The following is an 18,422-nucleotide window of genomic DNA, read 5'->3' as shown; positions in this document are numbered from 1 at the left end:
CCCTAGGTTGCATCGTTAATCACTGCTCTCCATCCACCAATCCCCCTCCCGTTTTCCTCGGTTGCCATGCCAACTGCCGCCCGGCGGCTTTTCACTACGATACTCACTGCGATACTCGGCTTTCTACGCAGGCAGATCAGCACTTTCCCTGCTTGCTACCCAGCTTGCTACTGTCGCATTCCCGCTTGGCAAAAGAACCTCAAACGAGACGTTGATCACAGTTGCCGGCCTCAGACTGAGATCCCCCCCAGATGGCAGATGAGTCCTTGCTATCAACCAGGCCCCCAATGGGGCTCACTTTGTTTTGATTTAATCTAAATAAATGATTTATATGGCCTGATTGGTGGGTTGATATCCCTTTGGGGCTGACTAGATTGCACGCGTCAATCACGCAGACAATCAAGCAAAGGGATAAAAATGAACAATCTGGGTACCAGGTTGCTGCTGCTGGCAGCACCGGGCCTGTTTGCCACTTCGGCGCTGGCCAACTACTCCCCCTCCGACTGGCAACAGTATCAACTCAAAGGTGAATCCAGCCGTCAGCTGGGAGATCGTCTCACCGAAGTGACCTACGAGCTGAGCGCCCGCAGCGGCGGCGCCCCCTATCAGCAGCTGAGGGTGTATCGCCGCTTCGACTGGAGCGATGCCAACCTGGCTGCGCTGGCAGAACAGCAGTGCGGCGAGCCGCAGCTCAAGATCGAGCTGGGCTGGCAGATCCGCTACCTCAGCTGTGAAGAGGTGGTGCCGGCTGGCAAGGCCGTTCCGGCCAGCAGCTATGACTATGGCTACGGCATGAAGCAGGGCCGCTGGGAGCCACTGGCAGGCACCCCGACCGCGCCGCGTCAGGATCGTCTGCCGCTGGCGGAGCGGGTCATCCTGGGTCACAGCGAGCAGGAACTGGATCGCTGCGAGCTCAACGCCGAAGGCCGCTGCGCCGAGCAGGCATGGCAGTACCAGCCGCAAAACTGGCAGCAGTTGAAGGTGCTGGAAGAGACCCCCAATGAACGGGATGGCCGCCTCGAGCAGATCTTCTTCCGCCTGCAGCCCATCGTGGGCAGCCAGGCCGCCAAGCAGGTGAGCGAGCTGCACGTCTGGCGCCAGTACACCTGGTTGCTGGAACAAGCCAAGACCCAGCAAGAGTGCGATGAACCCCAGACCCGTCAGGAAGGGGACAAGACCATCAGCTACCGGGTGTGCCGCCAGACCCTGCCCGCCGGCAGCGAAGTGCAGGTGGTCTTGAAGGACACCGGCTATCAATACCCGGTGGGGGGCAGCGAATGGCAGACCCTGCCGGAAACAACCGAGTGGCAGGAGAGCCGGGTGCTCAACCACCCCATCGTGCTGGCCAGCAAGGAAGAGCAGCTCGACTGTCGCCGTGCCGACGGCCGCGCCTGTTCCGAGCCAGATCTGCCGGGCACCGAGCTGCTGGACGCCGAAGCGGCCAAGATAGTGCAGGATGCCAGTGGCCAGCCTGCGCCGGTCTGGCAGGAGAACTATGGTCACGATGACACCAAGCTGCTGGCCGTGTCGCGCGGCATCCAGAGCCTGCTGGCGGCCAATCAGCCGGCCCATCCAGCCATGAAGCTGCTGCTGGAATACGTGCGTGCCCACAACTACCACAACTACGGCAAGCACAAGGAAGACGGCCCGGCCGCCGCCGAGGCGCTGGCCGAGGCGTTGACGGCGCTGGGCGCCCATCCGCTGCTCTTCCCGGAGCAGGCCAGCGACGAGGTTGGTGCAGTCATGGGTGCCTGGAGCATCGCCCTGCACGGTCAGTTCAAGAGCCCAGCAGTGCAGAGCCGCTTTGGCACCCTGCTCGGCGAGTTCAACCAGATGCTGGCCTACAGCACCCGCCATGCCAGCGAGATCAACGGTCAGCACGCCTGGGCAACCGGCCTGTTCGATCTGCTCAACTTCCTCGACTTCGCCAGCGACTACAGCGACCCCTTCGCCAACGACTTCCGCCAACAGGACGGTGAGCTGCGCAAGCAGCTGCACGCCCTCGGCATGAGCGAACTCGCGTTGTGGAAGGGACGGGATGGCGCCGATCTGTTCCTGCTCAACAACGTGCTGGATGCCTACACCCGCCTCTACCGGGTCGCCCGCTATACCCGCCCGGACGAGCTCGACGGCTATCGCAAACTGTTGGATGACTCCGTCATCGCACTGGTTCGCCACCACAACCTGATCCCCGGTGGCCAGCAGAGTCAGGATCTGCTGGAAGACATGTCACTGACCCTCTCCACCTACTACCTGACCTACACGGACCGCACCAGCGAGGCCTGCATCAGCGGTGACTTCGCCGGGCTCTGCACCCCTGTCCGGGTGGAGGACGTGCTGCCGTTCGAGCACACCTGCTCGCCGACCCTGCGCCTGCGGGCCCAGGACCTGACCATGGATCAGGCCGAAGGGATCTGCCGTGAACTGGGTGCCGAAGAGCAGCAGTTCCATCAACAGATGGAGACCGGCTGGCAGCCGGTGGCGGACGATCACAACGAGGCGCTGGAACTGGTGGTCTTCAACTCCTCCGCCGACTGGAAACGCTATGGCAGTGCTCTGTTCGGCGGCGTCTCCACCGACAACGGCGGCATCTACCTCGAAGGGGATCCGGCTCGCCCCGGCAACCAGGCCCGCTTCTTCGCCTACGAGGCGGAGTGGAAGCGCCCAGCGTTCCAGGTGTGGAACCTGCGCCACGAGTATGTGCACTACCTGGACGGCCGCTTCAACCAGTACGGCAGCTTCGGCCACTACCCGCTCAACCGCACCACCTGGTGGTCGGAAGGGCTGGCGGAGTTCATCGCCCACGGCCAGTGCTTCGCCCGCGGTCTGGACAACGTCGCCGGCCGTCCTGCCAGTGATCGTCCGGCCTTGGCCGACATCCTGCACCTGGATTACGACAAGGGTGGCGAGATGGTCTACTCCTGGTCCTACACGGTGCACCGCTTCCTGAACGAAACCGGTCGCGGCGCCAGCTGGCTGGCCATGGCCCAGGCCCTGCGCAACCCGGATCAGCAGCAGGCCATGAGCACCTTCGAAGCCGAGCTGGACCAGCTGATTGCCAATGACAGCGAGGCCTACCAGCAGTGGCTCGGCCGCGAGCTGCTGCCCTGGTGGGAAGCCAACAAGGACTCCGACGAGTGCAAGGCCAACGACTCCTCCCACTGAGGACGAGACGGCTATGACAAGGGGCGGCCATGGCCGCCCCTGCTTATGAACGATTTTAATCGGCTCAGGATCAAGCAGTTAGCCGACCTCTCCCTGCGACAACCTCTGCCCGAGTGACGTCTTCGGCGGTCATCAAGCCTGACGTACGGCGGCAACTTGTAATAGAATGACCCTCTGTCACCTCTTACTTCAGACCCGAACCGCACCGCGCATGAAGAAGTTTGCCAAGATCCTGCTCGCCTGCCTCTGCCTGTTGCTGGCCTCCGTCGCCACACTGCTGGGCTACAGCGAGTGGACCGTCTCGGACGCCCGTCACTACACCTACGACGACGTCAATGCGGTGCCCTACAACCGGGTCGCCCTGGTGCTCGGCACCTCCAAGTACCTGATTGGCGGCAGCCCGAACCACTACTTCAAGTACCGGATCAAGGCCGCCGCCGAGCTCTACAACAACGGCAAGGTGGACTACATCCTGGTCTCCGGCGACAACGCCACCGTGCAGTACAACGAGCCGCGCCAGATGCGGCGGGCCCTGATCCAGGCCGGCATCCCGGCCAACGCCATCTACAGCGACTACGCCGGCTTTCGGACTCTGGACTCCATCGTGCGGGCCAAGGAGGTGTTCGGTCAGGCCCACTTCACCGTGGTCTCGCAGGCCTTTCACAACGAGCGCGCCATCTTCATCGCCCGCCATTTCGGCATCGAGGCGGTCGGCTTCAACGCCGTGGATCCCAGCGCCTATCAGGGCATCAAGACCCGGGTGCGCGAGGTGTTCGCCCGCCTGATGGGGCTGCTCGACCTCTATGTGCTGGACAAGGGTCCCAAGTTCCTCGGCGAGCCCATCGTCATCGGCGGCCCGGTCCCCTGCCAGGCGTTGAGCACCATAGGGGCAAGCCAGCCCTGCCTGCCCATTGCACCGCCCCCTCATAAGCCGAAAGCCAAGCCGGCAGCGGCAGTGAGCGCTGCAACCGCCACCAGTGCGGCGGCGGCAACCAGCGGTGCCGTGGCCACCAGCGCCGCCGTGCCAAACGAGGCAGCGCCCGTGGATAACCCGGCTGCCGCCAGTGCGGCAACGCCAGCCGGCAACATCCCAGCCACCAATACAGCCGTGCCGAGCGAAGTTACGCCCGTGGATAACCCGGCTGCCGCCAGTGCGGCGCCGCCAACCAGCAGTGCGCTGACCCCTCAATAGCAGAGACCCGCCAACAGGCGGGTCTCTTTCATTGGGCTCGGTATTTCCGGCGATCAGGCCAGCGCCGCCACGTAACGCCGCGCTACCTCGCTCCAGTCGATAACGTTGTAAAACGCGGCTATGTAGTCGGGACGCTTGTTCTGGTACTTCAGGTAATAGGCGTGCTCCCACACATCCAGCCCCAAGATGGGCACCTGCCCATCCTGCAGGGGGCTGTCTTGGTTGGCGCTGCTCACTACCTGCAGCTTGCCGCTCCGATCGACCACCAGCCAGGCCCAGCCGCTGCCAAAACGGCTCAGCGCCGCCTGGGTAAAGGCCTGTTTGAAGGCCTCCAGTCCGCCTAGGTCCCGCAGGATCGCCGCGGCCAGCTCGCCGCCCGGCTCGCCACCCCCCTGCGGACTCATCACCTGCCAGAACAGGCTGTGGTTGGCATGACCGCCGCCGTGATTGCGCACCGCCCCCTGCACCTTGCCAGGCAGGCTGTCGAAGCGGGCAAGCAGCTCCTCCACCGGCAGCGCCGCCAGCTCGGGGAGATCGGCCAGGGCGGCATTGAGGTTGTTGATATAGGTCTGATGGTGACGGCTGTGATGGATCTCCATGGTCAGCGCATCGATGTGGGGTTCCAGCGCGTCATAGGCATAGGCAAGGGCTGGCAGGGTATGGCTCATGGTCACCTCTGTTTATTGTGATTAATGCAGTTGGCGGGCGGACTCGGTCTGGCACAGGCACTGGCCGAGGCAGCGGCGGATGCCGTCGTGGTTGCCGTGTTTGCGCAGGAAGGCGAGCAGCTCGGCATGGGTGCTGCGGGTGTGGCGCAGGGCCGCATCTCGCAGAGGATCTGGGCTGGCCGGCGACTGGCTGGTGGCAAGCAGGCAGTCGTGGATGTGGCACAGCAGGTCGGCAGCCCGCTCCGGCCGCGCCATGGCGACCAGCAGATCCGCCAGATTGTGGTGGGCCACCACCAGCGCGGCGACCGCCTCATCCACGTCGTGCCAGCCGGTAAACTGCTGGCGGGCCAGCCACAGCGCCTGCTGATAGCAGGAGAGCGCCTTGCCGTGCTCACCGGCATCGAAGTGGCGATTGCCGCTCATGGTCTGCACCTTCCAGTGCACCATGCTGCTGTCGCTCTCCTCCGTCCCCACCCATCCTCTTACCCAGCTCGCCGCCATGATCCTCAACACCACAAATGATAATAATTATTATTTAACTTATGTGAGCGGCGAACACAAGGGATAGTTGTGCCGGCACCGCCAACAGCCCTGCCCATATGGGTAGGGCTTTTTTGAATCTGTCTGTTTGGTGATCATTTGCACAGATGCAAATGTCCCGCTCCATCATGCTGGTCGGTACTGGCATGAGGCCGGTGGTTGCCGCTGCGGCAACCTTATTCACAAGGATGGACAAGATGAAAAAATGGCTATTGGTGCTGCTGTGCGCCCTGCCCATGTTGGGCCAGGCGGCAGGTTATACCCAGACCCGCTACCCCATAGTGCTGGTGCACGGTCTGTTCGGCTTCGACAAGCTGCTCGGGGTCGACTACTTCTACGGCATCCCCCAGGCGCTGACCCGGGATGGCGCCAGGGTCTACGTGGCCCAGGTCTCCGCCACCCAGAGCTCGGAACTGCGCGGTGAGCAGCTGCTCAAGCAGGTGCAGCAGGTGCTCGCCATCACCGGGGCGGAGAAGGTGAACCTCATCGGCCACTCCCACGGCGGCCCCACCATTCGCTATGTCGCCTCGGTCGCCCCTGAGCTGGTCGCCTCCGCCACCAGTGTGGGCGGGGTCAACTACGGCTCGGAGATCGCCGATCTGGTGCGCGCCAACGTGGCACCAGGCTCGGTGGCCGAGAAGCTGGCGGTGGCCGCCGCCTCCGCCCTGTCCGGGGTCATCTCGCTGCTCTCCGGCGGTAGCCAGCTGCCGCAGGATCCCCTCGCCGCCCTCGACGCCCTCACCAGCGCCGGCGCCCAGCGCTTCAACCAGCGCTACCCGGAGGGGCTGCCCAACCAGTACTGCGGTGAAGGGCCCATGCAGGCCGCCAACGGGGTCTACTACTTCTCCTGGAGCGGGCGCGGCACCATGACAAACATCCTGGATCCGGTGGATCCGGCGCTGGCGCTGACCGGCAGCTTCTTCAAGGAGCCCAACGACGGCCTGGTCGGAGTATGCAGCAGCCACCTCGGCAAGGTGATCGGCACCGACTACCGGATGAACCACCTGGACGAGGTGAACCAGTCGTTCGGCATTCGCCACCTGTTCGAGACCGACCCGATCAGCCTCTATCGCCAGCACGCCAACCGCCTGCAGAGACTGGGGTTATGAACAAGGCATGGCTGATGGCCGCTCCGCTGGGTGCGGCCCTGCTGCTGGGCGGCTGGCAGCTGTGGCCCGCCCCGAACTCCACCCCAGCCACTCCCCCGGTGGACGAGGCCGGGCCGAGCTCCCCCCTGGCCCGGCAAGCGGCCTCCTCGCCCGATGAGAGCTCGCTGCAGGCCCGCTATGAAGCCTTTCTCGCCGCCGAGGGCAGCCTGACGGTACCGACCGATCCGGGCCTGGCCAGCCTGCAGGTGCTGTTCGACGAGCGCGAGCAGTTGCGCCAGCAGAGCTTCACCCCGGCCGAGCAGGAGCAGCTGTTTGCCGAAGATCGGCTGATGGAGCAGTGGACCCTGCGCCGCAAGGCGCTGGCGGAGGCTGGCGATGCCGACAAGCCGCTGCTGGCGAGCGAGCTTGAGCTCTGGCTAGCGGAGCAGCCCCAGTGGTTTCGGGAGGCGGAGGCCAACAGCCGCCTGCTCGGCGACCTGCAGAGTCTGGAGCGGCTGCCGGCGGCCGAGCGTGACGCCGTGCTGCGCGAGCAGCTGGGGCCGGAGGCGGCGGACCGGCTGCACCAGCTGGCGGAGAGTCAGCAGGGGTTCGAGCAGCAGCTGGCCGGCTATCTGGCCGAGAGCAAGCCCCTGCCCGCCGAGCGGCGGGCCGAACAGCAACCGGAGATCCTGGCGCGCTGGTTCGAGCCCGACCAATGGCGGCGGGTGGAGGCCCTCACCCGGCTCAGGCTGGGCGAGTAACCGCCACAATAACCAAAATAAAAAGGGGCCCATATCTGGGCCCCTTGCTTTGATACTGCCGCGCTTACTGCGGCTTGTTGGCACCCGGCAGCGGCTGCCAGGTAAGGCGGGTCACCTGGGATCCCTGCACCTCGCACTTGAGGCTCAGATCCTGCCACCCCTTCTCCTGGCGCAGGGAGACTTCCCCCTCGATACCCTCGGCGCGGGTCTTGAGCTTGGCCTGCTCGAAGGTCACCTTGTCGCCCCCGGCCAGTGCCATCAGCTTGCCGTTGCAGAGCCAGTGGGCGAGCTCCGCTCCCTTGAGCTTGACGCCCCCCTTGGCCGCCTTCTGTTCGGCCGGGCTCTGGGCAAACAGTTTGCCCAGCTCGGCCGCCCGTTTGGTAAGCCAGACTTCCCGCTGCTGCATGCTCATCTTGCTGACGAACTCGGCGGGCTGCCCCTTCTCGTCCAGCCACTGGGTCAGCTTGCCGCCGTCGTCAAAGGCGAACTGGGCGGCGGGCTCCTTCACCCCGAACAGCTTGCCGCCCTTGAAGTAGTAGCGGCTCTCCCCTTCCAGCTTGCCCTGCTCGTTCATGATGGGCACGGCGATGATGACGGGAGCACCATCCACCCAGGCCTTGATGTCGACGCCGTCGTGGCTGAACAGACGGGTATCGAGGGCGCTCTCGGCCCCCTTTTCCATCAGGGAGAACTGCTCGGCGAGGGAGGCCGCCACGGAAGGCAGGGAGCAGAGCCCCAGTCCCAAGCCGAGGCTCAGGGCGATCACGGTATTGCGCATAAGTGTCCTGTGATTGGCCGGTGGGCCAAGGTTAGCTTTCTATCAGCCAGGCCCGCAGCCCCTCCCGGTGGCGATCGCTCAGGGGAATGGACTGGCGGGACTGGTAGTCAAAATGGATCAGGGTGGTTTCGGCGGTCACCGCCAGCTCGTCCCCCTGCCAGGCTTCCTGCCAGAGCGTGAAGGAGCTGGAGCCGATGCGGCGGACCCCGGTTTTGATCAATACCTGCTGGCCGTAGAACAGCTCCCGTTTGAACTGCACCGTGTAGCCCGCGATGATCAGATGCCAGTTGTGCACATCCAGCTCGGGGGAGAAGATGCGAAACAGCGGGTCGCGGGCCGATTCAAACCAGACCGCCGGCACCGTGTTGTTGATGTGGCCGAGGGCATCTGTCTCTTGAAAACGGGGTTGGATCTGCATTTCCAGCATGGATATCGACTCCTTGTCGTTGGACCGCGCTCAGGCTAACGCGGCCCGCCTTTGGACTCAAGCTCCCCCGTCGTATCGCCGCCGCCGACGGCCAGCTCCGGGCGCAGCCAGGCGCTGCGAAAATCGAACCAGCCGAGCGCCGTCATCCGTACCCCGTGCACGCCGACCCGGCTCTCCAGCTCCAGCCAGTGGTGAAACAGCGGCACGAACCAGCCCTGCTGCTGCACGCTTGCCAGCAGGGCGCGCGGCCCCGGCTCCTCGCCGCTGGCACGCCACTGCGTCAGCCCCTGCCACAGACGTTGCTGGCTGCCCCACACCTTGCGCAGCAGCGGGGTGCCCTGCAACCAGGCGTAGGGGGCGAAGGCGTGTTCGTGCTCCAGGTTGAGGGTGCCGAGCCAGAGATCCACATCCTCGTCCACCCCGCTTACCCAGCGGCCGTAATCCAGGGTGCGCACCTCGAGCCGGATCCCCTGCTCTGCCAGCAGGCTGCTCATGGCGTTGGCGCACTCGTTGAATTCCAGGTGCTGGTTGAAGCAGGCCAGCACCAGCTGGCGCGGCAGTTGTTCCGGCATCGGCAGCGGGGCCGGCTGCGCCTCGCGCCAGTGGGGCAAGAGACCGAGCGCGCTGGTCCAGCCCCGCTGCAGCTCGGGGGCGACCCGCGCCATCAGGGCGATGGGGTTGAGCAGGCCGGCCAGCCACTGGCGCAGGGCGGGATCCTGCAAGGATGCGGATCTGTCGTCCTGCAGCAGGAAGTAGCAGCCGGATTCCAGCTCGGACTCGCCGCGCATGGTGCCGAGTTCGGGGCTGTCGCGCCCCAGCTGCAGGTGGCTCTCCAGCCGCTCCGCCAGCTCCGGCAGCATCCAGATGTCGATCTCGTCGAGCAGGGCCCGCAGGCCGAAGTAGTCGTCGAATGCCTCGAGGCACAGTTGCAGCGGGTCGTTGGCGGTCACCCGGTAGGGGCCTGTGCCTACCGGCTGCAGGGCAAAGCCCGCCTCCTCCTTGAGCTCGCGCGGCAGGATGGCCGCCACCGGCTCGGCCAGCAGCTGGGGCAGCAGAGGATCCGGGCTGTCGAGATGAAGATCCAGGGTGCGCGGCCAGGGGCTCTCCAGCCGCGCCAGATGGGCAAACAGCGGGCGATCCCGCAGGGCCAGCAGGCTCTCCACCACATCCTCCACCACCAGCTCGCGGCCGTGGTGAAAACGCACCGCCGGCCTCAGGTAGAAGCGCCAGTGGCAGGGGCCCAGACACTCCCAGTGGTGGGCCAGATCCCCCTCGATTTCCCCATTTTCCTCATTTCGCCGAGTCAGGCCATTGAAGATCTGGCGGCTCAGGTGGATTTCGGAGCGACGCAGCGGGCCGGTGGGCAGCAGGCGCGGCAGCGGCCGGTAGTAGGGCACCCGCAGGATCTGGCGCCCTTCCCGGGTAGCCTGGCCGAGCTGCTCGATCAGCAGCGGGGTGAGCAGATCGAGGCGATCTTCGGCCAGCCGCACCGCCTGCGCCAGCTGGCCCTGGCTGAGCAGATCCCGCAGCCGGCGCCGGGTCAGGCTCTCCTGGTTGTCGAGCAGGGTGAGCCGGGAGCGCCGCCCCCGCCCGGCTTCTGCCGCCCAGCTGAGCCAGCCCTGATCCTGCATGCGGCGCAGCAGCAGGCGAGCGTTGCGCGGGGTGCAGCAGAGCAGATCCGCTACCTCGGCGAGGCTGATCTCCCGCTCGTCGCAGCCAAGCTGCTGGGCGAGCCGTTGGAATTGCTGGTAGAGGCGACTGGTGGGCATAAAAGGGGAAATCCTGTTGCTGAAAGTCATCAGTTTTTACTTCCGCATTTTAGCTCAATACTGCTGGCGAACGTGAGAACCACAGCAGAGGAGCACCATCATGAGCCATGCCAACCCCATCAAACCGAACCGGATCCAGCAGATCCTGCGCCGTTACTTCAAGCGGATCCTGCCCAGGCCGCTGACCCTGATCGAGGATCCCATGAGCCAGCTCAACCGCCTGATGCAGTGGGATATGAACCAGATCGACGATCGGGAGTATCGCCGCCGCCTCTGAGCCCCTCTCGCCCGGATCGCGCAAGGGAGAACGCAGTTCACCAGCGGGCGCAATTGCTTTGCCGGATTGGGTGGTTTACATCGACGCTGGGCCTGATAGATTGGACGTCTATCCATCTATAACTGCTACCCAGCAACATCCAACAAGGAGTGTGTGATGAAAGATGCGACCCTGGCCCTGCACCACGGCTTTACCAGCGACCCCACCACCAAGGCCGTTGCCGTGCCCATCTACCAGACGGTGGCCTACGAGTTCGAGAGCGCCCAGCACGGGGCGGATCTGTTCAATCTGGCGGTACCAGGCAACATCTACACCCGCATCATGAACCCCACCAACGATGTGCTGGAGCAACGGATGGCCGCGCTGGAAGGGGGCATCGCCGGCCTGGTGGTCTCGGCGGGTTCCGCCGCCATCACCTACGCCATCCAGGCGCTGACCGCAGCCGGTGACAACATCGTCTCCACACCCCAGCTCTATGGCGGCACCTACACATTGTTCGCCCACATGCTGCCGAGTTTCGGGGTCGAGGTGCGCTTCGCCAAGGATGACAGTGCCGAGGCCATCGCCGCCCTCATCGACGACAAGACCAAGGCGGTCTACTGCGAGAGCATAGGCAACCCGGCCGGCAACATCGTCGATCTGGCGGCCTTCGCCAAGGTGGCCCACGCCCGCGGCGTGCCGCTCATCGTCGACAACACGGTCGCCACCCCGGTGCTGTGCAAACCCATCGAACACGGCGCCGACATCGTCGTCCACAGCCTGACCAAATATGTCGGCGGCCACGGCAACTCGCTGGGTGGCGTCATCGTCGACTCGGGCAAGTTCCCCTGGGCGGATCACGCCGAGCGCTTCCCCCAGCTGACCAAACCCGAGCCTTCTTATCACGGGGTGGTCTACACCGAGGCCTTTGGCCCGGCCGCCTTCATCGGCCGGGTGCGCACCGTGCCGCTGCGCAATACCGGCGCCGCACTGGCGCCGATGAACGCCTTCCTGCTGCTGCAGGGGCTGGAGACCCTGAGCCTGCGCATGGAGCGCCACGTGGACAACGCCCTGCGGGTGGCCCACCACCTCAAGCACCACCCCAAGGTGGCATGGGTCAGCTACGCCGGTCTGCCGGGTCACCCCCACTACCTGCTGGCGGAGAAATACATGGCTGGCCGCCCCTCGGCCATCCTCTCGTTCGGGCTGAAGGATGGCTACGAGGCCGGCGTGCGCTTCTACGATGCGCTCAAGATCTTCAAGCGGCTGGTCAACATCGGCGATGCCAAGTCGCTGGCCTGCCACCCCGCCTCCACCACCCATCGCCAGTTGAGCGAGGCGGAGCAGGCCAAAGCCGGCGTGAAACCTGAGATGATCCGGCTGTCGGTGGGGATCGAGGCCATCGAGGACATTCTGGCGGATCTGGATCAGGCGCTGGAGGCCTGAGTCAGTCAACGCAGGAGCGGGCATCCAGCCCGCTCTTTTTTGGCCAGCGGTGAACCCGCCACCGCGCTGCTGCGTATCACCGCCTTCCGTCACTGCGTCGAGGTTTCCATGATAGTCCTGCACCACCTGAACAAATCCCGCTCCCAACGCATCATCTGGCTGCTCGAAGAGCTGGGCCTGCCCTATGAGATCAAGGCGTATCAGCGCGATGCCGCCACCTTTCTGGCGCCGCCCGAGCTCAAGGCCATCCACCCCCTCGGCAAGTCGCCGGTCATCGAGTTCGACGGCCGGGTACTGGCGGAATCCGGTGCCATCACCGAGTACCTGATCGCCCGCCATGCCCCGGAACGGCTGGCACCGGCTCAAGATAGCCCCGACTATGCCGAGTACCTGCAGTGGCTCCACTTCGCCGAGAGCTCCGGCATTCTGCCGCTGCTGCTCGACATGTTCGTGCGCAAGGACGGCAGCCCGATGCGCTTCCTGCCGGACTACGCCAAAGCCGAGTGCGCCAAGGTGCTGGGCTACCTCAACGATGTACTGGCAACCCGCCAATATCTGGTGGGGGGTCGCCTCACCGGTGCCGACATCCTGAACTCCTTCCTGGTGGATCTGCTGGCCCAGAGCGGCCAGCTGGCCCAGTTCCCGCATCTGCAGGCCTACTGGCAGCGCCTCAACACTCACCCGGCCCGCCAGAAGGCGGCGGCGCGGGAGCGCGAACTGGACCGCAGCGCCGGATAAACGGCGCTGCCCCGCTGACACCATGCAAAACGCCCCAATGATCGGGGCGTTTTTTTTCTGCTCGTCAGCCAGATGATCAGAGCACGTGAGAAAGGATCCTTGCTTCACCTATTGTCAGGATCGCCCCTTGGCCAAGGGCCTCAGGCCTAGAGGGGGTGAGAGAGGATCCGCGCCACTCTGATTGCCAGGCGCGAGTCCCCTGACTTAAAGCGCGTGGGACAGGATCCTGGCTACCTTGTCCGGATCTATGTCCTGCTGCTCCCCGAGGGCGGTCAGCCCGAAACGCTTGAGGTTGGAGCAGATGCCGGGGATGCAGCTCTCGCTCAGGCCGTAGTCGGCGAGCCGGGTGCCCACCCCCATCTGCTGGAAGAACTGCTCGGTGCGGATAATCGCCTCCTCGATGCGCAGCGCCTTGTCCTCGCGGCTGGAGTGCCATACCCGCTCGGCGAACTGGGCCAGCTTCTCCTGCTTCTGCCCCGATTGTTCCCGCAGCAGCGAGGGCAGCACCACCGCCAGACTCTGGGCATGATCCAGCCCGTGCAGGGCGGTGAGCTGGTGACCGATGGCGTGGGTGGACCAGTCCTGCGGCACGCCGCGACCGATGAGGCCGTTGAGCGCCAGGCTGGCCGCCCACATCAGATTGGCGCGCACCTGATAGTTGGTGGGCTCCGCCAGCGCTCGCGGGCCGTTGTCCACCAGCACCTGCAGCAGCCCTTCCGCCAGCCGGTCCTGCACCTCGCCCCCCACCGGGAAGGTGAGGTACTGCTCGATGATGTGGACGAAGGCATCCACCACCCCGTTGCCTACCTGGCGCGGCGGCAGGCTGTAGGTGGTCGTGGGATCCAGCACCGCAAACACCGGCTGCACCAATGGGTTCATGAAGGAGAGCTTGGCCTCCCCGCGGCTCACCACGGCGGCCGGGTTGCTCTCCGAGCCGGTGGCCGGCAGGGTCAGCACGCAGCCCAGCGGCAGTGCTGCCTTGATGGGGGCCTTGTGCAGCAGGATCTCCCAGGGATCCGCCCCCTCGAAGCAGGCCGCGGCAGCCACGAACTTGCTGCCATCCACCACGGAACCACCGCCGACCGCCAGCAGGAAGTCGATGCGCTCGCGCTTGACCAGGGCTACCGCCTCCATCAGCTGATCGTACTGGGGGTTGGCGCCGATGCCGGGAAACTCCAGCCACTCCCGTCCCGCCAGCGCCTGGGTCAACTGCTCATAGACCCCGTTCTGTTTGATGCTGCCGCCGCCGTAGAGCACCAGCAGGCGGCTGCCGGCCGGGATCAGTTCGGGCAGCTTGGCGATCTGGCCTTCACCGAAACAGACGCGGGTAGGATTGGCATATTGGAAGTTGTACACGGCAGAGCCCTCGGTTGAATGCATGCAAGGGAATTGTGCGCCTGTGGCTCCGGCAGGTCAAAAAACGGGAGCCGGCTATCAGATTGCGCAGCGGGGGGCGGGCCGCCGTAAGGAAGTCGTGCGGCGCCGCCCCTGTTTCCGTGCCGCTCTGCTATGGTCTCTCTGGGAACCGGGTGCGCAACCCTCAGCGCCCAGCTCCCGCCCTCTTCACTCTTTTGCTCATAAGGTCTGACACATGAAACTCAAGCATGCATGGATTGCCGGTTTGCTTTCCCTCTCGACCTGTCTGGCGCAGGCTGCCGAGGTGGCGACCGAAGTCGCCACGGCCCCTGGCAAGGCCAACCTGGTGGAGGCCGTCTCGGCCCAGGCCACGGTCACCGCCATCGATATGGCCAGCCGCAAGGTCAGCCTGAAAAATGCCGCCGGCGAGGCGTTCGACATCGTCGCCGGTGAGCAGGTCACCAACCTGGCCAACCTCAAGGTGGGCGACGTGGTGGCGCTCCGCTACCTGCAGATGCTGGATCTGGAGCTGCTCAAGGGCACTGCCGGGGTGAGAAAACGCATCGTGGAAGTGGCGGCCGGCAAGGCCGAGGCAGGTGAGAAGCCGGGCGCCGGGATCGGCAAAAAGGTCACTCTCTATGGCGACGTCATCGCGGTCGACAAGGGGCAGCAGACCATCACGGTGAAGGGGGTGGATCACACCCTGGTGCTCAAGGTACACAACCCGGCCCAGTTTGCGCTGATCGCCAAGGGCGACCAGATCAAGGCCGTGCAGACCCAGGCGGTGGGGATCGGCATCCTGCCCGAGAAGAAGTAGCGACGGCCTGAGTCGATGCAGCGGCCGGACGCCGTCCGGTCAACAAGGGAGTGGCAGCCGCCCTCCCTTTTTTGTTGCCGTGGTGGCAGCGCAGAGCGGCCCGTGCTGCATCGCATCGACAGCCCGCTCATGGTGCCTGCACAGGGGCAAGTGATTGCCCCCACCGACCATGGATTGCCGTTCGAGTCATCCCGCCGCTCAGGCGCTCTTGGTCTCTTCCTTGGCGCTGCTCTTCTTGCCGGTGAGGCGGTCCATCGCATCCTGCAACATGGCGTCCCGCTGCTCGTTGAGCGGCTTGCTCTGCTCCGCCCGCTCTTCGGCACTCAGCTGCTTGTTGTCGGCAATCGTCTTGAGCTTCTCTTCTATCTCGTTGAACTTCTTGCGATCAAAGCCGAGCGCCTTGTCCACCAGCTGCTGCATCACGCCGCCCTTGTCGGAGCCGATGTCGAGCGCCGGCGGCAGCTTGCTGTTCTTGGCCAGGTGTTCATAGGTCAGCGCCTGCTGGGCCTGGCCAGTGATCCGCTGGGAGGAGAGGTTGACCAGATCTTCCCAGCCGCCACCCTGACCGCTGTCGGCACTGCTGAGGGTGGCGAGGGCCCGGTTGTTGGAGGCGCTCTGGGCAAGCTGCTGGCTGTAGGGTTTGATATCCATGGGGGCTCCAGTCTGCATGCCGATCCGGCATGACGAGGTCGCTGATTCGATGGCATGAGGCGGCAGGCCCCATCATTGGCAATAAAACCAGCAAGTTGCAGGCCAACTTGCCAGATTGGTGCAGATCCCGGCTCGCACGGGCTCGCGAGCTGCCCCATGGCCATCTCGACGTCAGAATCATGACGCTGCGCTGCCCAATCGGCAGCTTCTGGTGCATATCGCTGCCTTTTTCACGCTTTACCAGACAAAGCAAAGGAACGACTCATGGATCACAAAACAAACAACCGGTGAGGCATACAATTTCGGCGCACAAAACGACCAGCAAGCAGTGTTATGGATGAAATGTTTGCGTCATCGACCATGAGCAGCACGATCCCCCGGCAGCGTATCGGCGGCCGATCGCTCTGCGGCAGACCTGCATCCCACCGCCTGGCTTTCACTCACAGCTACGCTTCGGGCAATCCCATGAAAAAACACACCTTGAGTCTTCTCTCCGCCACCCTGCTCACCCTGCTTGGCACCAGTGCCGACGCCTGTACCGGCCTCATCGTCGGCAAGGGCGCCAGTGCCGATGGCAGCGTGATGATCGCCAGAAACGAGGATTTTGGCGTCAACAACTGGAACAAGTACCTCGCCTTCCGGTCCGCCCAGCAAAACGAGGGCAAGGTCTGGAAACTGGGCAACGGGCTGGAAGTGCCGATGCCAAAGGCCTTCTTCGCCTACTCCGCCATTCGTGACTGGGATGCGACGTCCAGCGACCCGGCCGGCAAGTATTACGAGGAGCGCGGCATCAACGAATTCAACGTCGCCATCTCGGCCACCACCAGCGCCGAGGTCAACGACAAGGCCCAGAAAGCCGATCCGCTGATCGAGAAGGGGGTCATCGAGGCCATCATCCCCACCCTGATCCTGCCGCAGGCCAAGACGGCCAAAGAGGGGGTTGCACTGCTCGGCCGCTATGTGGAGCAATATGGCGCCGGGGAGGGCAACAGCCTCTATCTGGCGGATGTGAACGAGGCCTGGCTGATGGAGATAGGCTCCGGCCACCACTGGATCGCGGTGCGGGTGCCGGACGACAGCTACGCCATGGTGGCCAACGGTCTGCGCATCCACGGCGTCAATCTCGACAGCGCCGATGTGCTGCACTCGCCCAAGCTGCTGGAGTTCGTGCGCGAACACAAACTGCTGGATAACGCCGACCCGAAAGAGTTCAACTTCGCCAAGGCGTTCGGGGTCATCGCCGACCCCTACAACGTGGATCGGGAGTGGCTCGGCCAGAAGATGCTGACCGCCAGCCACCCGCAGCCGACCCGGCAGGCGCAGTATCCACTGTTCATGAAGCCGGATGCCCCCATCGCCGTGCCGGACGTGGCCAGGCTGCTGAGCGCCACCTATGAGGGCACACCGCTGGCGGGCAAGGCGGAGCGGCCGATCCGCATCGACAGGCAGCTCGAATCCCACGTCATCCAGCTGCGCAAGGAGATGCCCAAAGAGCTGCAGGGATTGATCTGGCAGAGCTACGGCGTGCTGGCCGAATCCGTGATGGTGCCGCTCTACAACACCCTGGAGTCCTACCCCCTGCCCTATCGCACCGGCAGCGACAGCTACTCCGATGATTCCGCCTACTGGCAGTTCCGCAGCCTGACCGCACTGGCCAGCGCCGATCCGGACAAGTACCTGCCGCTGCTGCGCGGCGTCTGGAGCAAGGAGAGCAGCAAGCTCTACCAGGAGGTGGCCCTGCTCGACCAGAGCCTGAAGCAGGCATATGCCAGCGACAAGGCCACCGCCATCGGGCTGGCCGCCGACTACTCCTATGGTCAGCTGGAGCAGACCTATCAGATGGCCAAAGAGCTGCGCTACAAGCTGATGACGGATCTCACCAAGCGCACCGAGCAGAAGTACTCGCCGGAGGAGTTCAAGAAGATCATGAGCCTGTAAAGAGGCCACCAAAACAGAGAGGCTCCCTTGGGAGCCTCTTTTATTTCGTCAGCTGCAACCATCAGCGACGGCTGATATTGAGCGGGCCGAAGGTCTGCGCCACCGGCATGATCTCGATGCTGTTGATGTTGACGTGGGCCGGCTGCTGGCTGATCCAGAGCACGGTATTGGCGATGTCTTCCGGCTGGATCGCCTGCACGCCCTGATACACGGTGGCCGCCTTGGCATCGTCACCGTGAAAGCGCACGTTGGAGAACTCGGTGCCGCCGCACAGGCCCGGCTCCACGTTGGTGACGCGGATGGCGGTGCCCGCCAGATCGGCACGCAGGTTGAGGCTGAACTGCTTCACGAACGCCTTGGTGGCGCCGTAGACGTTGCCGCCCGGATAGGGGTAGGTGCCGGCGATGGAGCCGATGTTGATGACGTGGCCGCGATTGCGCGCCACCATCCCCGGCAGCAGCAGGCGGGTGAGCAGGGTCAGGCCGCTGATGTTGGTGGCGATCATCTGCTCCCAGTCTTCCAGATCCGCCTTGTGGGCCGGCTCCAGCCCCAGCGCCAGCCCGGCGTTGTTGACCAGCAGATCCACCTCGCGCCACTCGGCCGGCAGCCCATCGATGGCGGCGCGGGTGGCCGCCTTGTCCTGCACGTCGAACACCAGCGGCAGGAACTGCGCGCCCAGCTCGTCGGCCAGCGCCGCCAGCCGTTCGCCGCGGCGGCCGGTGCCGATCACCCGGTAGCCCGCCTGCACCAGCTGACGGCTGATGGACTCACCAAACCCGGACGAGGCGCCCGTTACCATTGCTATCATCTGAACCTCCATATCTACAGCGCT

The 18,422-nt window shown here is 64.7% G+C and carries 17 protein-coding genes; 9 read left to right on the top strand and 8 right to left on the bottom strand.

Going from position 1 to position 18,422, the window contains the following annotated elements; translation table 11 throughout:
- Positions 1-417 precede the first annotated feature (417 nt).
- Positions 418-3,165, top strand: a complete 2,748-nt coding sequence (locus AHA_RS02590) for a collagenase (protein WP_011704490.1) — start codon at positions 418-420, stop codon at positions 3,163-3,165.
- A 166-nt stretch (positions 3,166-3,331) separates the two neighbouring features.
- Positions 3,332-4,357: a SanA/YdcF family protein gene (locus AHA_RS02585; RefSeq protein ID WP_011704489.1), complete on the top strand. Its 1,026-nt coding sequence runs from the start codon at positions 3,332-3,334 to the stop codon at positions 4,355-4,357.
- A gap of 53 nt (positions 4,358-4,410) precedes the next feature.
- Here the strand turns inward: AHA_RS02585 and AHA_RS02580 are convergent, their stop codons facing one another.
- Complete coding sequence (locus AHA_RS02580) at positions 4,411-5,025, bottom strand: superoxide dismutase (RefSeq protein ID WP_011704488.1); 615 nt, start codon at positions 5,023-5,025, stop codon at positions 4,411-4,413.
- Positions 5,026-5,046: 21 nt separating this feature from the next.
- Complete coding sequence (locus AHA_RS02575; protein ID WP_011704487.1) at positions 5,047-5,472, bottom strand: hypothetical protein; 426 nt, start codon at positions 5,470-5,472, stop codon at positions 5,047-5,049.
- Positions 5,473-5,762: 290 nt separating this feature from the next.
- Here AHA_RS02575 and AHA_RS02570 point away from each other — a divergent pair, with 290 nt between their 5' ends.
- On the top strand, positions 5,763-6,674 hold the full coding sequence (locus AHA_RS02570) for a lipase family alpha/beta hydrolase (protein ID WP_164927529.1): 912 nt from the start codon (positions 5,763-5,765) through the stop codon (positions 6,672-6,674).
- A complete protein-coding gene (locus AHA_RS02565; RefSeq protein ID WP_011704484.1) occupies positions 6,671-7,414 on the top strand; it encodes a lipase secretion chaperone in 744 nt (247 codons plus the stop codon). Before AHA_RS02570 ends, AHA_RS02565 begins: the two co-directional genes overlap by 4 nt.
- Before the next feature lie 64 nt (positions 7,415-7,478).
- Here AHA_RS02565 and AHA_RS02560 read toward each other — a convergent pair whose 3' ends face one another.
- Genes AHA_RS02560 through sgrR form a run of 3 tightly spaced genes read right to left on the bottom strand, consistent with a single transcriptional unit; the run spans position 7,479 to position 10,388 of the window.
- Entirely contained in the window at positions 7,479-8,192 is a 714-nt protein-coding gene (locus AHA_RS02560) for a hypothetical protein (RefSeq protein WP_011704483.1), read from the bottom strand.
- Positions 8,193-8,223: 31 nt separating this feature from the next.
- Positions 8,224-8,619 (bottom strand): acyl-CoA thioesterase, encoded by a 396-nt coding sequence (locus tag AHA_RS02555; protein WP_011704482.1) that lies wholly within the window; start codon positions 8,617-8,619, stop codon positions 8,224-8,226.
- A 35-nt stretch (positions 8,620-8,654) separates the two neighbouring features.
- A complete protein-coding gene (gene sgrR, locus AHA_RS02550) occupies positions 8,655-10,388 on the bottom strand; it encodes an HTH-type transcriptional regulator SgrR (protein ID WP_164927528.1) in 1,734 nt (577 codons plus the stop codon).
- Positions 10,389-10,488: 100 nt separating this feature from the next.
- On the opposite strand from sgrR, the gene AHA_RS21675 reads away from it, so the two are divergent.
- The 3 genes from AHA_RS21675 (at position 10,489) to AHA_RS02540 (ending at position 12,828) form a co-directional block, all read left to right on the top strand.
- On the top strand, positions 10,489-10,665 hold the full coding sequence (locus AHA_RS21675) for a hypothetical protein (RefSeq protein ID WP_011704480.1): 177 nt from the start codon (positions 10,489-10,491) through the stop codon (positions 10,663-10,665).
- Positions 10,666-10,821: 156 nt separating this feature from the next.
- Positions 10,822-12,090, top strand: a complete 1,269-nt coding sequence (locus tag AHA_RS02545) for an O-acetylhomoserine aminocarboxypropyltransferase/cysteine synthase family protein (protein WP_011704479.1) — start codon at positions 10,822-10,824, stop codon at positions 12,088-12,090.
- A gap of 108 nt (positions 12,091-12,198) precedes the next feature.
- On the top strand, positions 12,199-12,828 hold the full coding sequence (locus AHA_RS02540; protein WP_162516645.1) for a glutathione S-transferase family protein: 630 nt from the start codon (positions 12,199-12,201) through the stop codon (positions 12,826-12,828).
- A 204-nt stretch (positions 12,829-13,032) separates the two neighbouring features.
- Here the strand turns inward: AHA_RS02540 and AHA_RS02535 are convergent, their stop codons facing one another.
- Complete coding sequence (locus AHA_RS02535; RefSeq protein ID WP_011704477.1) at positions 13,033-14,208, bottom strand: iron-containing alcohol dehydrogenase; 1,176 nt, start codon at positions 14,206-14,208, stop codon at positions 13,033-13,035.
- Between the two features lie 211 nt (positions 14,209-14,419).
- Between AHA_RS02535 and AHA_RS02530 the strand changes: the two genes are divergently transcribed.
- Entirely contained in the window at positions 14,420-15,001 is a 582-nt protein-coding gene (locus AHA_RS02530) for a hypothetical protein (RefSeq protein WP_011704476.1), read from the top strand.
- Between the two features lie 198 nt (positions 15,002-15,199).
- On the opposite strand, the gene AHA_RS02525 is transcribed toward AHA_RS02530, so the two are convergent.
- A complete protein-coding gene (locus AHA_RS02525; RefSeq protein ID WP_011704475.1) occupies positions 15,200-15,652 on the bottom strand; it encodes a hypothetical protein in 453 nt (150 codons plus the stop codon).
- 465 nt (positions 15,653-16,117) lie between these two features.
- On the opposite strand from AHA_RS02525, the gene AHA_RS02520 reads away from it, so the two are divergent.
- Positions 16,118-17,590, top strand: coding sequence for a C69 family dipeptidase (locus AHA_RS02520; RefSeq protein ID WP_139348841.1), 1,473 nt, complete (start codon positions 16,118-16,120; stop codon positions 17,588-17,590).
- Positions 17,591-17,651: 61 nt separating this feature from the next.
- On the opposite strand, the gene AHA_RS02515 is transcribed toward AHA_RS02520, so the two are convergent.
- On the bottom strand, positions 17,652-18,398 hold the full coding sequence (locus AHA_RS02515; RefSeq protein WP_011704473.1) for an SDR family oxidoreductase: 747 nt from the start codon (positions 18,396-18,398) through the stop codon (positions 17,652-17,654).
- Positions 18,399-18,422: the final 24 nt, after the last annotated feature.

This window comes from Aeromonas hydrophila subsp. hydrophila ATCC 7966 (genome assembly GCF_000014805.1).
Taxonomy (GTDB): Bacteria; Pseudomonadota; Gammaproteobacteria; order Enterobacterales; family Aeromonadaceae; genus Aeromonas; species Aeromonas hydrophila.
This window is presented reverse-complemented; position numbering and strand designations above follow the sequence as displayed.

Excerpts from the sequence above, each read along its gene's own strand:
- AHA_RS02590 (WP_011704490.1), top strand. The coding sequence starts at position 418 with ATGAACAATCTGGGTACCAGGTTGCTGCTGCTGGCAGCACCGGGCCTG.
- AHA_RS02555 (WP_011704482.1), bottom strand. The coding sequence starts at position 8,619 with ATGCTGGAAATGCAGATCCAACCCCGTTTTCAAGAGACAGATGCCCTC.
- sgrR (WP_164927528.1), bottom strand. The coding sequence starts at position 10,388 with ATGCCCACCAGTCGCCTCTACCAGCAATTCCAACGGCTCGCCCAGCAG.
- AHA_RS02515 (WP_011704473.1), bottom strand. The coding sequence starts at position 18,398 with ATGATAGCAATGGTAACGGGCGCCTCGTCCGGGTTTGGTGAGTCCATC.
- AHA_RS02545 (WP_011704479.1), top strand. The coding sequence starts at position 10,822 with ATGAAAGATGCGACCCTGGCCCTGCACCACGGCTTTACCAGCGACCCC.
- AHA_RS02580 (WP_011704488.1), bottom strand. The coding sequence starts at position 5,025 with ATGAGCCATACCCTGCCAGCCCTTGCCTATGCCTATGACGCGCTGGAA.
- AHA_RS02585 (WP_011704489.1), top strand. The coding sequence starts at position 3,332 with ATGACCCTCTGTCACCTCTTACTTCAGACCCGAACCGCACCGCGCATG.
- AHA_RS02520 (WP_139348841.1), top strand. The coding sequence starts at position 16,118 with ATGAAAAAACACACCTTGAGTCTTCTCTCCGCCACCCTGCTCACCCTG.
- AHA_RS02530 (WP_011704476.1), top strand. The coding sequence starts at position 14,420 with ATGAAACTCAAGCATGCATGGATTGCCGGTTTGCTTTCCCTCTCGACC.
- AHA_RS21675 (WP_011704480.1), top strand. The coding sequence starts at position 10,489 with ATGAGCCATGCCAACCCCATCAAACCGAACCGGATCCAGCAGATCCTG.
- AHA_RS02540 (WP_162516645.1), top strand. The coding sequence starts at position 12,199 with ATGATAGTCCTGCACCACCTGAACAAATCCCGCTCCCAACGCATCATC.
- AHA_RS02535 (WP_011704477.1), bottom strand. The coding sequence starts at position 14,208 with ATGCATTCAACCGAGGGCTCTGCCGTGTACAACTTCCAATATGCCAAT.
- AHA_RS02565 (WP_011704484.1), top strand. The coding sequence starts at position 6,671 with ATGAACAAGGCATGGCTGATGGCCGCTCCGCTGGGTGCGGCCCTGCTG.
- AHA_RS02575 (WP_011704487.1), bottom strand. The coding sequence starts at position 5,472 with ATGGTGCACTGGAAGGTGCAGACCATGAGCGGCAATCGCCACTTCGAT.
- AHA_RS02560 (WP_011704483.1), bottom strand. The coding sequence starts at position 8,192 with ATGCGCAATACCGTGATCGCCCTGAGCCTCGGCTTGGGACTGGGGCTC.
- AHA_RS02525 (WP_011704475.1), bottom strand. The coding sequence starts at position 15,652 with ATGGATATCAAACCCTACAGCCAGCAGCTTGCCCAGAGCGCCTCCAAC.
- AHA_RS02570 (WP_164927529.1), top strand. The coding sequence starts at position 5,763 with ATGAAAAAATGGCTATTGGTGCTGCTGTGCGCCCTGCCCATGTTGGGC.